The organism is Clostridiales bacterium (assembly GCA_015243575.1).
GTDB classification, from domain to species: Bacteria; Bacillota; Clostridia; order Peptostreptococcales; family Anaerovoracaceae; genus Anoxybacterium; species Anoxybacterium hadale.
The window spans coordinates 3,176,291-3,191,371 of record CP042469.1 but is presented as its reverse complement, the minus strand read 5'-3'; the positions used below and the strand labels follow the sequence as shown (position 1 = coordinate 3,191,371).

Annotated in this window: 12 protein-coding genes; 7 read left to right on the top strand and 5 right to left on the bottom strand. The window is 48.4% G+C overall.

The window, feature by feature from the left end:
- The first annotated feature begins 6 nt into the window (after nucleotides 1-6).
- The 6 genes from FRZ06_14225 to FRZ06_14200 all read left to right on the top strand — a co-directional run bounded on the left by FRZ06_14225 (nucleotide 7) and on the right by FRZ06_14200 (nucleotide 8,558).
- Nucleotides 7-678, top strand: a complete 672-nt coding sequence (locus tag FRZ06_14225; GenBank protein QOX64416.1) for a hypothetical protein — start codon at nucleotides 7-9, stop codon at nucleotides 676-678.
- Nucleotides 668-2,044 carry a hypothetical protein gene (locus tag FRZ06_14220; protein ID QOX64415.1) on the top strand — a complete coding sequence of 459 codons (1,377 nt, stop codon included), beginning with the start codon at nucleotides 668-670 and terminating at the stop codon, nucleotides 2,042-2,044. Before FRZ06_14225 ends, FRZ06_14220 begins: the two co-directional genes overlap by 11 nt.
- The gene (locus tag FRZ06_14215) at nucleotides 2,044-6,153 is read left to right on the top strand and encodes an S-layer homology domain-containing protein (GenBank protein ID QOX64414.1); all 4,110 of its coding nucleotides are present in this window, start codon (nucleotides 2,044-2,046) and stop codon (nucleotides 6,151-6,153) included. The genes FRZ06_14220 and FRZ06_14215 overlap by 1 nt, the downstream gene beginning before the upstream one ends.
- A 76-nt stretch (nucleotides 6,154-6,229) precedes the next feature.
- A complete protein-coding gene (locus FRZ06_14210) occupies nucleotides 6,230-6,910 on the top strand; it encodes a DUF4314 domain-containing protein (protein ID QOX64413.1) in 681 nt (226 codons plus the stop codon).
- A 12-nt stretch (nucleotides 6,911-6,922) separates the two neighbouring features.
- The gene (locus FRZ06_14205) at nucleotides 6,923-7,471 is read left to right on the top strand and encodes a hypothetical protein (GenBank protein QOX64412.1); all 549 of its coding nucleotides are present in this window, start codon (nucleotides 6,923-6,925) and stop codon (nucleotides 7,469-7,471) included.
- Between the two features lie 43 nt (nucleotides 7,472-7,514).
- Entirely contained in the window at nucleotides 7,515-8,558 is a 1,044-nt protein-coding gene (locus tag FRZ06_14200) for a DUF3991 domain-containing protein (protein QOX65945.1), read from the top strand.
- Between the two features lie 47 nt (nucleotides 8,559-8,605).
- Here the strand turns inward: FRZ06_14200 and FRZ06_14195 are convergent, their stop codons facing one another.
- The 5 genes from FRZ06_14195 to FRZ06_14175 all read right to left on the bottom strand — a co-directional run bounded on the left by FRZ06_14195 (nucleotide 8,606) and on the right by FRZ06_14175 (nucleotide 14,107).
- Nucleotides 8,606-9,022, bottom strand: a complete 417-nt coding sequence (locus FRZ06_14195; protein QOX64411.1) for an arsenate reductase ArsC — start codon at nucleotides 9,020-9,022, stop codon at nucleotides 8,606-8,608.
- Nucleotides 9,023-9,034: 12 nt separating this feature from the next.
- Nucleotides 9,035-10,762 (bottom strand): arsenical pump-driving ATPase, encoded by a 1,728-nt coding sequence (gene arsA / locus FRZ06_14190; GenBank protein QOX64410.1) that lies wholly within the window; start codon nucleotides 10,760-10,762, stop codon nucleotides 9,035-9,037.
- Between the two features lie 99 nt (nucleotides 10,763-10,861).
- Complete coding sequence (locus FRZ06_14185) at nucleotides 10,862-11,902, bottom strand: tyrosine-type recombinase/integrase (protein ID QOX64409.1); 1,041 nt, start codon at nucleotides 11,900-11,902, stop codon at nucleotides 10,862-10,864.
- Nucleotides 11,895-12,887, bottom strand: a complete 993-nt coding sequence (locus FRZ06_14180; GenBank protein QOX64408.1) for a tyrosine-type recombinase/integrase — start codon at nucleotides 12,885-12,887, stop codon at nucleotides 11,895-11,897. Before FRZ06_14180 ends, FRZ06_14185 begins: the two co-directional genes overlap by 8 nt.
- Nucleotides 12,884-14,107, bottom strand: coding sequence for a tyrosine-type recombinase/integrase (locus tag FRZ06_14175; protein ID QOX64407.1), 1,224 nt, complete (start codon nucleotides 14,105-14,107; stop codon nucleotides 12,884-12,886). Before FRZ06_14175 ends, FRZ06_14180 begins: the two co-directional genes overlap by 4 nt.
- A gap of 172 nt (nucleotides 14,108-14,279) precedes the next feature.
- On the opposite strand from FRZ06_14175, the gene FRZ06_14170 reads away from it, so the two are divergent.
- Nucleotides 14,280-15,038 carry a hypothetical protein gene (locus FRZ06_14170; protein ID QOX64406.1) on the top strand — a complete coding sequence of 253 codons (759 nt, stop codon included), beginning with the start codon at nucleotides 14,280-14,282 and terminating at the stop codon, nucleotides 15,036-15,038.
- The last annotated feature ends 43 nt before the right edge of the window (nucleotides 15,039-15,081 follow it).

Below are 15,081 nucleotides of genomic sequence, written 5' to 3'. Positions count from 1 at the left end.
GATTTTTTGAAGCACGATATTATCCCTGAATTGGCGGCGCTCTTTTCAAAAAAGGCAGCCGCTATGGGCTACTCTGTCCGCAAGGAAGCGGACGAACACGACCTAAAGCTCCTGCTTACCACTTTTAAGGGACAGGAGGAAATCTGCCAATTTGAAAAGACCGGCTCCATGCGTTTCTGGCGGGACAGTCCGTATGTGGCAGAACGGAATGAGCTTCACAGTCTGCTGTTAGACTTGAAAAATCGCTATGACCTGTATTTGAACGCAAAGCCGCTGGATTGTAAGAGCGTTCGGGATTTCCGTCTGATTTCGGAGTTCGGCAACCATCTTCTTGCCGCCACGCAGTCCGAGGACAACGAAATCCGCTTTGTCACATGGCAGTACGATTATGACCGCAGCGGCGTGACCCTCGGACACTACTATGAAACCAATTATGAGGGCGCGCTGAAGGATTTTATCGTGCGCTCCGGCCTGATTGACGAAAACCAGCTTTTCACGGGGGAAGAAATGACGGTTCTGTATCAGTCCTGTGTATTTCGCGGAAAGAATGACGATGACCTGACCTTTGAGAGCGAACAGGAACTGCATACCGTTATAGAAAAGCTGGAGGGCAATCTGCCCCCAGAAGTCATTACGCAGGAGAATGCACAGGAGCAGGAGGACGAACATGGAATATAGCCAGATCAACACCCTGACCAAATTCGGCCCGGACGATTTTTCCCTGTGGACGCTTACCCTGCCCCGCGAAAAAATCCATGAAATCCGACAAAACAATCCTGTATCGGAGGGTAATCTGCGAGACATTTTTGAAGCAGTGCTTTCCGGTGAGGAACAACCGGAATCCATCTGCCACTTTGTCCTTCCCCATGGCAACGGCCTGCGTTTGTTTTCGGCGGATATGGGCGAGGATTTTGTGGACAGGATGCGGTATAACGGCAGTTCCGTCCGGGGACGGCGTGAGGATATTATGGCGGAGCTGCGGGATGGTCTGAAAGGACAGGGCTATGCCCTGCGCAGCAATGCCAGCTTTCTAAATGTAAATGTGCTGGAAACCCTGCAAAGAATCATGGAAAAGAACACAGATTACTACCAGTCGGATTTTCGATATGATGTGGAAAAGCTCCGGGCGGCGGCCGCTGACCGCAATGCGGAACGGCATTTTTTCTGGATGAGCCGCAGCGGTGGGACTTGGTGCTTTGCGGAACCGGAGGTCTACATCCGCAGAACCAGTCAGCACAACACATGGAACTTTTATGGCGCCGGGAACAAAAGCGAGCATGTCAAAACCTTTTGGATTGAGCTGAAGGGTATGCGGGATGAAAAGGTTATGGGCGATATTGTGGAGCTGGATTATCAGAAGCATTTGGACTATCTCTGCACCCACTCCTTTGAACCGTCTGCGGTGGAAATGGTGTTCAAGAATCCCAATGGCTGCCGTACTTTTTCTTACCAGGAATACGATCAGAACTTTCAATCCATTGCACAGCGCTATGGGACAGTGGAGCGTGTGTCTTTTCTTGTGTCAGACCCCTATGCACTGTCCCGTGCCGCTACCCTGGCCCACGGCTTATTTTGGGACGCTGCCGAACCGATGGAGATTGATGCCTATGTAAAGCGGCTGGAGCATGACCGGCTCCACGATTACGGCTACACCGCCGATGATCTGATGCTGACCGGCCCGGTGGATGCAAAAAAGGCGGTAAGGAACGGCCTTGCCTGCTATGCCCTTTACCCGGACAGCTCCAAGGAACTGATCGTTGGAAGGGAGGCTTATCAGGAGCGCCATTTCAGAGGCGCCTTATTCGGCATGAGTGCAGAAGAACGCTCGATTTTGCAGTATTTCAAGCAGGACTGTACCCCGCTTTTTACAACAGAAGAAATGCGCGAAATCTGCTCTCTGGCTGTGCAGGCCGGAATGGAAAATGACCCCGACCGCAGCCATCTGCTTGATAAAATCATTCATAAAGCGGAGTGTATGCTGCCGCAGGAAGAACAGGGCTATGCCCCTGAACAGGAAAATGAATATAATCGGGAGGATTTATAATGAAGAAAAAAATGAACCCTCAAACCAAACGGGCGGTTGTGGTGCTATCCATAATCGCCCTTCTTATTTTAATTGCCGGTATCGGGAGCTGCTCCATGAAGCTCCGCCAATCCGATAACCGTCCGGCAGTCACGGACGAATCGGATCATCCAAGCGCAGTTCCTAATGATGAAACTGTGACCCTCCCAAAAGATAGGGAGAGCAGCAATGAATCAGATACCCCCTCTGATTCTTCTAATTCTGATGAAAAATCGGAGGATGGTAAAATACGGGACGGTCAGGACAACAATAGCACATCAAATCCCACCAAGCCATCCATAACCCCCAAACCGGTTACGCCAACGCCAAAACCGGCTGACCCGTCTGTGCCGGTAAAGCCTGTACAGCCCACACCGACCCCCACCGTTCCGGTGAAGCCAACGGAACCCACCAAACCGGTAAAGCCGACGGAGCCAGTCAAACCCACCAAGCCTGACCGTTCTGATGATGACAGTGGTTCAGGTGGTGGACATGTCAGCTATCCCGCTGCCGTGGTAGAGATTATCACCCCGGCATACAGCCATGCCGGTACGGAATTTGAAGTAAAAACGACCCTGCGCAATGTGAAATCGCTGGAATGGACTGTTGCGCAGGACGGCGGCGATGCCAAGGAAAGCGATTTTCTCAAAGGCGATTTGGATAAGAATGGCGGGAAAATAACCATTACCAAGCCCGGAAGTTACATTTTTACTGCCGCCGCAAGGAATTATGGAGGCAGCACCTATACCTTTACCAAGACCCTTACGATTTACCCGGTGTATGAAATCATCGTGACCACAGAGCCGTATGCCAACACGGATCAGGCATTTACGGTCAAAACCACGCTTTCCGACAATATAAAACAGCAGCTTAACTGGCATATCTATAAGGACGGGAATGAAGTAAGCTGGGCAGATACCGTTACCGGTACGCTGACCAATTCAGGCGGCTCCATTCAGTTAAAGGAAAAAGGGAAATACACCTTGAAAGCCACCGCTTATGATGAAACCAGCCGGGAGTTTTCCGGCAAGGCGGATATTGAGGTGCTGCCGGTGGTGGAACTCAGCCTGCAAGTGCCGAAAACAGCTCATACGGATACCCCTGCCATTATTACCGCCGAAACCAAGGAGCTGGGCGAGCTTTCAGTTGTATGGAGTGTGACCAAGAACGGTCAGGCGGCAACGCTTTCAGACTGCGCCGAGGGGACGCTGGATAACGAAGGCGGCAGCATTCGTTTCCCTGAAAAAGGCTTGTATACGCTGACCGCTGCTGTTACCGACAAATCCGGCAGAGTGTTCTCCGCCTCAGAAGAAATTAAGGTGTACCCGGTTGCGGCATTTTCCTTTACCTTGCCGGAAACCGCTCACACCGATAAGGCAGTCACGGTATCGGTCACTTCCAGCGAATTGCAGGATATGAAAGCAGAATGGACGATTCTCCATAATGGGAAAAGCGTACCGCTTGCGGATGTGCTGGAGGGTACGTTTACTAATGAGGGCGGATCTGTTCGGTTTGTGGATAAAGGCAGTTACCTTCTCAAAGCAACGCTTACGGACGAAACGGGGCGCTCCTACACCTATGAGGATGGTATCGTGGTATATCCCGTTGCGGAAACCGGCTTTTATCTGCCAGAAAAGACCCATACGGATACCACGGTTGAGGTAAAAACCACTTTCAAGGAAGCCGATGGACTAAGCGCCATTTGGAGCTTGAAAAAGGGCGGGAAATCACTTCCATTGGCAGACGGTTTTACTGGAACACTTACGGATAACGGCGGTAAAATCCGCTTCAAATCCGTGGGCAGCTATGAGCTGACCGTTGCGGTTACGGACAATACGGGGCGCAGCTTTACCTACACGGCTCCGGTTACGGTCTATCCCGTTATCACCGTTTCCATGGAACTGACCAAGGAAACCCATACCGACCGCACGGCGGCGGCCTCTGTCAAGCTGACGAACGCCGGAACGCTGCCTATTTCTTGGAGCATGGAAAAAGGCGGTATCCCTGTGACTGCCGAAAACACACTGACCAATGAGGGCGGCACCATCAGCTTCACGGATAAAGGAGATTATACAGTTACCGCCGCTGTCATGGATGAGGCCGGACGCACTTTCTCCGACAGTAAAAATGTCAAGGTGTATCCGATTCCGAACATCACTTTTGACCTTGCGGAAGCCGTCCACACAGATGATATGCTGTCGGCCAACACGGTCCTTACCGACATGGAGGGCTTAACAGCGGTATGGTATGTAGACAATACCTATGGTTTTCAGGATTGGGATACCTATGTAGACGGTAAGCTGACAAACAATGGCGGCTCTATTCGTTTCAAGCGCGCCGGTGTATACGATTTGCAGGCCCGTGTGACTGACCCGACCGGGCGGGTGTTCCTCTTTAATAGCGGAAAAGTGGAAGTCCTGCCTGTGCTTACGCTGTCCTTTGAACTGCTGGAAAACGGCTATACCGATACGCAGATTGATTTGCGTACAAGGGGCAACAACAATGTGCTGCCGGTGGAATGGACGCTGATGAAGAATGGCGAGCTTATCCCATTGGATCAGGCAGTCAGCGGCACCCTGAACGCACAGGGCGGCAAAATCCGTTTCCCGGAGGTGGGCGAATACCGCCTGACCGCATCCATGACCGATGCGCTGGGCAGAGTGTTCAGCCACAGTGAGAAAATCAGCATCTATCCCCTTTATAACTGCAATTTTTCTATGCCGACCACTATCCATAGTGGTCAGAGCTTTGCCGTAAATATGGGCAGCGATGTAAAATTGAACGGCAAATCTATCGCTTGGTCGCTGTCTAAGGACGGCAATTCAGCGGCAGTTTCTGAGTTTTTCAAAGGCAGCTTGGGCAATACCGGCGGCACGGTACACGTTGATGTGTCGGGCAGCTACACGCTCACCGCAACGATAACCGATGAGCTGGACAGGGCGTTTACCGCCGTTCAGACCATCACCGTTACCAATACCGCCCCAACAAAGCCGACTTTGACCGCTACGGTTACGAGGACATATCTAAATGGAAAATTCCTTATGAACCTGACTGCCGCCAGCACAGACCCGGACGGCGATCCGATCACCTATGAATTTGACGGCAGAAGCAGCGACAATTATTATGCCCTTGGTACGCATACCGTTAAGGTCCGCGCAAAAGATGGGTTTGACGGCGTATCTGACTGGACGGCTGCCACCTTCACCGTTTCAAACGCAGCTCCCACGAAGCCGACCATTCAGGCCAGCGTAACAAGAACTGTGAACAACGGTAAGTTTTTGGTAAATCTCTCCGTCAGCAGCACCGACCCGGACGGCGATGCCATTACCTACGAATATCAGAATAAGGCCGCCGATAATTATTATCTGGCAGGCACGCACACCGTACAGGTCAGAGCCAAGGACAATTACGGCGGTGTGTCGGAATGGGCGCAGACAACATTTACGATTTCCAACTCCGCACCGTCAACGCCGGTGATTACCAGAACGCCAAACGGAAATAGCGTAGCACCCGGAACGGCAGTTACTATCCGGGCATCTTCCGCCGATCCCGATGGTGATTCCATTACTTATGTATGGGAAGGGCGAAATGCTGAAACACAGACCTATCCCCTCGGGAAAAATACGGTTCGTGTCAAAGCGGTAGACAGTACCGGCGCTGAGTCTTCATGGGCGGCGATTATCTTCTTTGTTGCCGATCCAAGCCGTGGCGGAGGCATGACCTTGACCGGCCCGGAATCGACGATTATTGAAGATGGTGTAGATGGTGCAACCATTACCTCATGGACATTTACGGTTCCACAGGTCAGCGGACACAGCGCCAGCTATGATTATGGTCAGGTTAGAGGCTACAACCGACTGACCGGAAAATGGGAGCAGTTGCCCACGGTATCCTTCGATTCGTCAATCGGATCATCCTTTGCTGCCACAGACGGTAATCCTGCGCGTGTTTACAGTTATAATGGGGTTCATATGTATGGCACGTTGCAGCCCGGTATCTATACCAAGCTGGAGATGTATTACTACACGCCGCACACCTGTATGTACAACAAGAGCAATATCGTATATAGTGCGGAGTTTTTCTTTGAATAAGTGAAAAACATTTGCTTCGGGGCATTGCCGGTAATGGCGATGCCCCGATATTTTTATGTTTGAAAAGGAGGACACAATGCAGGGATTTTTGAAGCCTTATCAGGTGGAACAGATAAAAAAGAAATACCCGCCCGGCACACGCATCCAGCTTGACCACATGGGAGGAGAGCGTGATATGCCTGATGGCTTGCAGGGCGTGGTGAAACACATTGATGACCAAGGTCAGCTTCACATGGCATGGCAGAATGGGCGTTCGCTTGCGCTTATACCAAATGAGGATCAGTTTCATATCATCCAGCCCGAGCAAAAGCAGGAGGAAAATCTAATCCGTGTGCTGGTGGTAGAACCGGGCAAAGCACCCTATGCCAAGCAGATAGAGAATGACTACCGTGCAATGCAGAGGTTGGTGGACGGCTGCATTGAGTTTGTTCCGCTGCCAGAGCCGGATTGCCACCTTTACTGTAATGATGAGGGCAAGCTGGACGGCCTGCCCGGAAACCGCCGCATGGATCACGGCGATATTATCTGCGGCACGTTCATTATCTGTGCGGATGACGGTGAGGGAAATGATGCTTCTTTGAACGATAAGCAGCTCCAATACTACACCGAGCGTTTTCAGGAGCCGGAGCAGTACACCGATGAGGAAGCCCATCATTTTGAATATGAAATCAGGGTGATGCCGCCTGCCAGCAACGACATGGAAGATGTTCTGCGTATGCTGGGATTTTTGGGCGGCAACGATGATATGGAACGCTGACAGGAGGAAATTATGAGTAAATTAGAGCAATACACTGACTATATCAATGCTCATATTCTGCCGTTTATTGATTACAATGAGCTTGACCGCTCTTATCAAACGGCGGAAAAAGAGTACGCAAAGGGCATTTTGAACCGTTTGCATACGGCCATGCTGGAGCAGTACGGCGATACCCGGCTGATTTGCGGCCATGGTGATATGCAGGAGGAATATGCCGTGGTCCCCGGTGTGGTACAGGGAAAGAAAACCGGAGAAATTGCGATTGCGCTGCTGGGGATAGACCTTTTATCCTCCGGGGAGCATTGTCAAACAGAATTTCTCTGTAAATATGGCGTGATTTCACAGGGGCATAACGACTTGCCGAAAGCCCTTGCTGGCGAAATTACGGCAAGGTATTTACCCTATGATTACTGTTACACGGCGGACATCTCCGGCGATATTCACATTTCTAAGAACAAACAACCTGACGGTATCAAGGAGATTCTGCAAACCTTTCAGGAGCATACCGCCGAGCTTTTATTTGAGGAAGCTTGGGATCATGAAACAGACATGGAACGCTGACCGTCCTGCTTGCAGGGCGGTTTTTTGATGGAGGTGAGTGGATTTGAGAACGCAGCCAAGGAAAATGCCGTTTACCGAGGAACAGATGAAACAGGTTTTTGACACCAGTATTATTGATTTTGCGCTCAGTAATCGTTTGCAGCTCGAAAAAGGCGACCATGCGACCATGCATGTTAAGGGGCTGCCTGACGGCTGCGGCGGCCTGTACCTCTTTAATCATGGGCGTGGGTATTACTGGTTTGCGAAAGAAACCAAAGGCAATATTCTCGATTTTGCTATGGATTATTTTGAGCTTTCTACAAAAACACAGGCGATTGAAATGATTTTGGGCTGCCGCGCACACGATTACTCGGAGGACTATGCGCGGCTGAATTTTACCCCATCAGAAAAGCCGCCAAGGGGTGAACTGGTTCTGCCGCCCAAGGACAAGAATTTTAGCCGTACCATTGCCTATCTTACTGGGACCCGTGGCATTGACAAGGAAATTGTCTATGCCATGATCGATGAGGGAAAGGTCTACGGAGCCAGAACGCAGATAAAGAAGGACGGACAAACATATTCCTTTCACAACTGCGCTTTTGTGGGATACGATGAAGCGGGTAAGCCCCGGTATTGCGCTTTACGGGCGCCCAGCGCAAACAGCAGCTTTCGGCAGGATGTGGAGAATTCGGATAAGACCTACGGTTTTTGCATGGAGGGCAAATCAAACCGGGTGTATGCCTTTGAAGCGGCCATAGACGCCATGAGCCACGCTTGCCTTTGTAAACTCCATGGCATTGACTGGCGGGAGGATCACCGGGTAGCCGAGGGCTGCCTGTCGGATAAGGCGCTTTACCGTTACCTTCAGCGCCATCCTGAAATTAACGAGATCGTTTTCTGCTATGATAACGACATGGACGGCAAGCTGAAAGACGGTACACCTCATAACCATGGTCAGGTTCAGGCGGAGCTTTCCGCTGAAACCTTTGCGGATTTGGGATATAAGACCATGATACAGACGCCGGTGGGCAAGGACTTCAATCAGGATTTGATTGCCTATAGGGGTTTACTTGTGCAAGAGGCGATACCGGAGGAGATGGAGCGATAATGACGAGACCCGCCATTTCCAGTAAAAGGAGATAGCGGATCTTAATATTATTTAGGAGTGTTCACTCTTTCTCTGAGGGATAGCATATTGTTTTCAATTTGTTGTATGACCGCAATAAACTCTTCATCGCCTTTCCCTGTCGGGTCATCAAGTCCCCAATCCTCCCGGTGCTTGCAGGGTAAAAAAGGACACTGGACATTGCAACCCATTGTAATAACAATATCTACCAGAGGGATTTCTGAAAGCAGCTTAGAACGCTGGGTTTTCTCCATGTCAATACCATAGAGCTGTTTCATTAGCCGCACAGCGTCCTGATTAATTTTGGGTTTTGTTTCTGTTCCGGCAGAGTAGCTTTCAAACACATCAGCGGCAAGGTGCCTGCCGAGTGCTTCTGCAATCTGGCTGCGGCAAGAGTTGTGAACACAAATAAATGCCACCTTTGGTTTGTTTATTTCCTTATTCATAAAAGCCTCCTTCTATAGCTCTCTTAGCTTATCGCCCTTCATATCATCGGCACTCCAAGCGATTAAAGCAAAATGGTCGTTTGTGTGTTCCGCTATTTCATTGATCCATGGAATTTCATTGCTGGCTTTTGCGGCTAATAGGGCGTTTGTTGTTTTCGTATGATAGAGAGAAGAATTCATAAGCCACCACTTGGTAGCAATATTGGCACGTTTCAAATCTTCTTCCAGCCGAAGTGCCTCATAAACCGGGGTAGCTTCCGGCAATGCTACAATGACAACTGCCGTTTCAGGGCTTCGCAAACGTGGCAGCAGTTTTCTTATGGACTCCGGAATATTGCCCTGTGTCCTCTGAACCTCTTTGTGATAACTTAAAGTAGAATCCAAGAGCAGAAGCGTATGCCCTGTAGGAGCGGTATCAATAACAACAATCTCATTTTCGGAACGCTCCACCACTTCCGCAAAAGCTCTGAATACGGCGATTTCCTGTGTACAGGGGGAGCGCAAATCTTCTTCGATATAGGCAATATCTTCTTCCGACATGGTTTCCCGTGCCTTTGATAAGACTTCCTCCTGATACCGTGCCAGTTCCTGATGCTCGTCAATATGGCTCATGGTAATGCCGTTGTTTTCATCAAGAACAAATTTTAAGTGCGCTGCCGGATCAGTAGTGGTTAAATGCACCTTTTTACCCTTTTCAGAAAGCCCTAAAGCAATAGCGGCAGCCAGTGTAGTTTTTCCAACACCGCCTTTTCCCATTGTAAAAATGACTTTTTTGCCGCTATGGTATAGGTCATCAATGACATCCTTTAGCTGGGGAACATGCTCTGCTTTAATGGTTTCATCACTGGTGACATAACCATCCTTTGTGAGCAGTGACCTGACATTTTCCATACCTGTAATGTTATATGCCCTCAAAGGAACCATGTAGGTTGTAATGGCCTGTAATGGCTTTGGCATATTTGAGAGGGCGCTTTGCTGTTTATTGTAAAGATTTTTAGAAATGGTGTCATCATAATCAGCCAACACCCCATTAATTACCATAGATTGATTGAGTACGCCAAGCTCCGCTAATTCGTAAGAAGCCCGCTCTATTTCTTTGAGGGGGGCTGTTTCGGGGCGAGTTACAAGGATTAAGGTTGTTTGTGCGCCGTCTGTCAGTGTTTCAACCGCAGCTTTATACATTTCCTTTTTACTTTCAAGCCCGGATAACTGTCCCAAACAAGAGGCACCATGTGTGCTTTCGCTGATGAAATTGCTCCATGCAGAGGGAAGCTGCAACATTCTAAGGGTATGCCCGGTCGGCGCGGTATCGAAAAGAATGTGGTCGTATTTTTCTTCCATCTCTTTATTGGTAATGAAGTTGGAAAACTCATTGAAAGCGGCAATCTCCACTGTGCAGGAACCAGAAAGTTGTTCTTCCATATTAGAGAGGACTGATTCCGGCAGTTTACCACGATAAGGCGAAAGCACGCTTTCCCTGTATTCTGCCGCTGCCTGCATAGGGTCAAGGTTTGCTACATCCAGATTAGGTACTTCTGCAATGGGCGTGGCTTTCCCTGAAAGCGGGGTGCCAAACACATCCTGCAAGTTGGAAGCCGGGTCTGTGCTGACAAGAAGAACTCTTTTGCCGCTGTCTGCAAGATTTACCGCCGTTGCACACGCAACAGATGTTTTCCCGACACCACCTTTACCTGTGTAAAACAAGTATTTTGTTAAGGTGATTTTGTTTGGGTCAAAGATTTGCTAATGTAAAGTTAAAAATAATGTAAAGTCACCTCCTTGAAATGCAGCAAAGCCAACAAAAATGATTTTGCCAGCTTTGCATAATTCATTATTAAATTAGTGGGTGTCTTGAAAATTACTGAGCCAGCCCATGAGATTTTTATCTTCTGTCCATGAGGGATATTGGGAGGATTGATGTTCTTTGGGATGTACTTCTTCCAAAATCTTACGTTTCATTTCAGTATTAAGTTGTGCGTACACCTCTGTTGTCGAGAGATCTGCATGACCCAGTAGGTCTTTAATGTACTGCAAATCAACTCCTGCTTCCAGCCAATGCATGGCGCGGCTGTGGCGAAAAATATGTGGATAAACTTTGGAGGGAAGTAAATTCGGCATAGCTGACCTTGTGGACTTGATATATTTGTTGAAAATATAAGAGATACCAGCCCGTGTCAGCTTTTCCTTATCTCTATTACAGAATACCGGCTCCATTTTATCACATGGGCGATAATGCTTTTCTTCAGACAGATAGTTTTTTAATAGGCTTGAAATATCGCGGATAAGTGGTACATCACGAAATTTCTTACCTTTTCCACGCAAATGCACAATGGCACCACTGCGTTCAAAGTGCAAATCACCAATGCAAAGATTGGCTATCTCTGAAATTCTGGCTGCTGATTCATACATCAGACTTAAGATGGCGAAATCACGTCTTCCGCTTCTGGATTTCAAATCAGGCTGTCTGAGGATTTCTTCTACTGCTTTGATTGGTAAATGTCTAATAGTCTGCTTTTTGCCAGCTTTATTGGGGATAGAAAGGATATGCTGGCACAGTAAAACGTATTCAGGATTTTCATATTGCAGGTATTTAAAAAATGTATTCAGCGCAATCCTACGCTGGTTCCTTGTTGCTACAGAATTGTTTTTTACCTGTTCCAGCCATGAGAGGAAATCCTCAACCAAACTGCGATCAATGTTTTGAATTTCAAGTTTTTCACGTTTCAGATGTCGTTCTTTTTCGCAATAGTCCAGAAACACAGACATGGAATCCCGATAAGACTTGATTGTATTTTCGCTAAGTCCTTTTTGTACTGGCAGATATTCAAAAAAATAATTAGAAAGAGAACGTGCAAAGTCAGTTGGTTTTACCTTATTCATCCGTATCTACCTCCATTTCAAAATTCAAAATGTCAGTATACATTCCACTCAGTTCCGTTTCACATATCTGCCTGATATGGGGATATATCTCTGCGCTGAGACGGAGATACCATTGGGTCGCGATGACGGAAGTGTGTCCGAGATATTTTGACAAAACCGGAAGCCTGCTGTAAATGGCGGTTCCTTCCTCCGCCCATTTTTGAATGTTGTGGCAAACAAAAGTGTGACGAAGATCATGCACGCGTGGCCCAAGGTTTGTTCCACGATACGGGATACCGACATCCCATAAAAAGCCTTTAAACTCCCTGCTGATACAGGATTTAGAGTAGTTGGAATGCGACTTGGTGTAAAAAAACGGCAGATCGCCAGGGGTGGATTGATGGACTGCCAAAAGATACTTTCTGCACCTGAGGGTAAGAGACTCGGACATTGGCACAAGGCGTTCCCTATCATTTTTACCATGCCGGATATGAAGCACACCGTTTTCTGCGTCCACATCCTCCTTTGTTAATGACAATGCTTCTGAAATACGCAGTCCACATCCATAAAGCACACGGAACAACAACGGATAAGTCAAATGACGGTTTGGTGAGGCATTTGTCGGAATAAGGGTGTCAAGACGTTTAAAAATACGCTTCAGCTCATCTTTTGTAAAAATATAAGGCGTATGTGTTTCCCCATGTTTTGGTAGCGCAGGGAGAAAATAGGACGGATAACCTTGTTTGCTAAGGAATACAGAAAAACGCTGCATCTCTCCAACGCGGCCACGCCTTGTGACATCTTTTTCATTCGGGCGTTTTTGGCACCAGGCAAGGGCGATTTCTTTGGTAATGGTATAATTCTGTATTTCATGCCCTTTGCAGAAGTTATCAAACATCCGAAGGAGCATAGCCTGTTGATCATACACAAGACCAGCCGCGCGCTTTTGCGCTACAAATATTTCACACATGGGGGCAAAGGGACCTGTAAAATACGGTTTGCTCATATCGTCACCTCCAGCGCACACTGACGAAGCAATTCAACATCGACGCTGATGTATGTCTGTGTGCTTTCCGGCATAGCATGCCCTAAAGTTTGGGCAATCTCTGTCAGTTTTGCTCCGTTGGCAAGCATGGATGATGCAATGCTGTGGCGGAATGTATGCATACCAATTGGTTTATCTGCCGGAGTCTTGATTCCGGCTTTTTGAATGGCGTTCACAACCGTTTTACGGAGAGTGTCCGTCAATGGGCCATAAGGAGCGGAATGTCGGACAAAGATGTATTCGCTGCCTGTTTCTGGACGGCCATTTTTCAGGTATTCAATAATCGCCCAGCCGACATCGTCAAGCAGCGGCAGGTCCAGAGGGACGCCGGTTTTCTTTTGGGTTATAGACAGACGTTTGTTATGCCAGTCGATGGAATCAAAACGCAGTAGCCGGGCATCGCTGATACGCAACCCAAGTTTTGCTACAAGTATAAGAATGGCATAATTCCGTCTTCCGATTGGATTGTTTCGGTCGACTGATTTTAAAATACGTTCCACTTCATTGGCTGTGAATACGGTTGGAATGCGGTATTTCTTTATCCGGCGCACATTTGGCAGAACTTCGGAGAAGCTTTTGTGATGGTATCCGTTTTCCAAAGAATAATCAAATAACCTGCCGAGGATTTTAATTGTCCCGCCAACAGTTCCAGAGGAAAATCCGGCAAGCGATTCAATATATGTGTTGACGTGATGCAATTCAATTTGGGAAAAATGCGCCACGCCATTGTTTATTAGAAAATACTCAAACCGGAACAGGCGGCTTCTCCATGTCCTGATTGAACCGTCTGACACGCCTTCCTGACGTAGATGCTCCAAAAAGCCTTCAAAAAGATTATGGTATGGTTCTGAAAACTCTTTTATTGTCATATTCGACTGCTTAAATACCATACCGAACTTTTGAAAATCCAGTAGGAGATGAACCGCTCGGTTGACATTGTGCGATGTGTCCTTTTCTCCAAGAGTTGAACCATACCGTTCCCAAACAAACGCGCGGCCTAATTCCGCCGTCAATACTGATGTGCCCTGCGAATCACAGTAAGCTGCTAACATTTTCCAAACTGCATCTAATCGCTCGATTGTACGTGGCCGGTAGCCGATTTGGGCTAAATGGGATTTGGCTCCTGAGATTAGGGCTTTGATTTCTAATTCCTTTGTACTTTGTTCCTGTTTCATCTTCATAACCTCCAGTCTTATTGTGGTGGACTCTGTCCGCCCAATAAGATTGTAGAGAATTATGTTGAGTTTGACGATAGATTACGCTGGAAATTATAGCACTTTAAGGAGGTGACTTTACATTATTTTTAACTTTACATTATCAAAAGACTTCTTCGTCCCCCAGCACCGGGAGCGGGTGTACCTTGTTGGACATTTTGGAGGAATCCGTGGACGAAAAGTATTTCCTATCGGCGGAGCAAACACAGCGCCTGTTAAGCAGCTTATCGGTGGAAGCCAAGGAAAACGAGTCTATGACATAAGCGGTGTTTCCGTCACCCTGACGGCAGAGGGCGGCGGCTTTGCCGGACGCACGGGGCTTTATGCTGTGTCGGTTAACCGAAGGGAGGGTATTACAGGCGCTATCAGCCATGCCCATACCTTGACCGCCAGCGATACCCGTGGTCTAAATCGAAATCAGGATCAGAATGCCGTGCTTTCAGAAATTCCGCCTTGTGAGGCGTTCACCGCCTTCAATCACGATACCGGGCGGAGTAGTCATGCGGGAGGTATCGTCTGCTTGGGCAATACCAATCCGAGCGGCAATGGTATGAATGGAAACGTATACGACACGCACGGTCTTTCGCCAACACTCACGACGAATAAGGGAGAGGGATTAAAGGTTGCCGTTCCTGCACAAGTCCAGACCTGTGCTGCTTTTATTGATATGAATGAGGATGCGGAACTGACGGAAAACGCCCGGTGTATCCGGGCAAGACAGTATTCAGGTATCGGCAACCACCGGGGGGAAACCTCCGGTATTTTTTTATGCCATGGACACCCGGACTGTGTGATGGCGGTCATCACTCCCGACCGCATGAAAAAGCGCCAGAACGGCAGACGGTTCAAAGAGCCGGGAGAACCCAGCTTTACGCTGACAACACAGGATCACCTATGAAAGCGAAGATAACCATAGCGCGGGGGCATCGCCTGCCGGTATT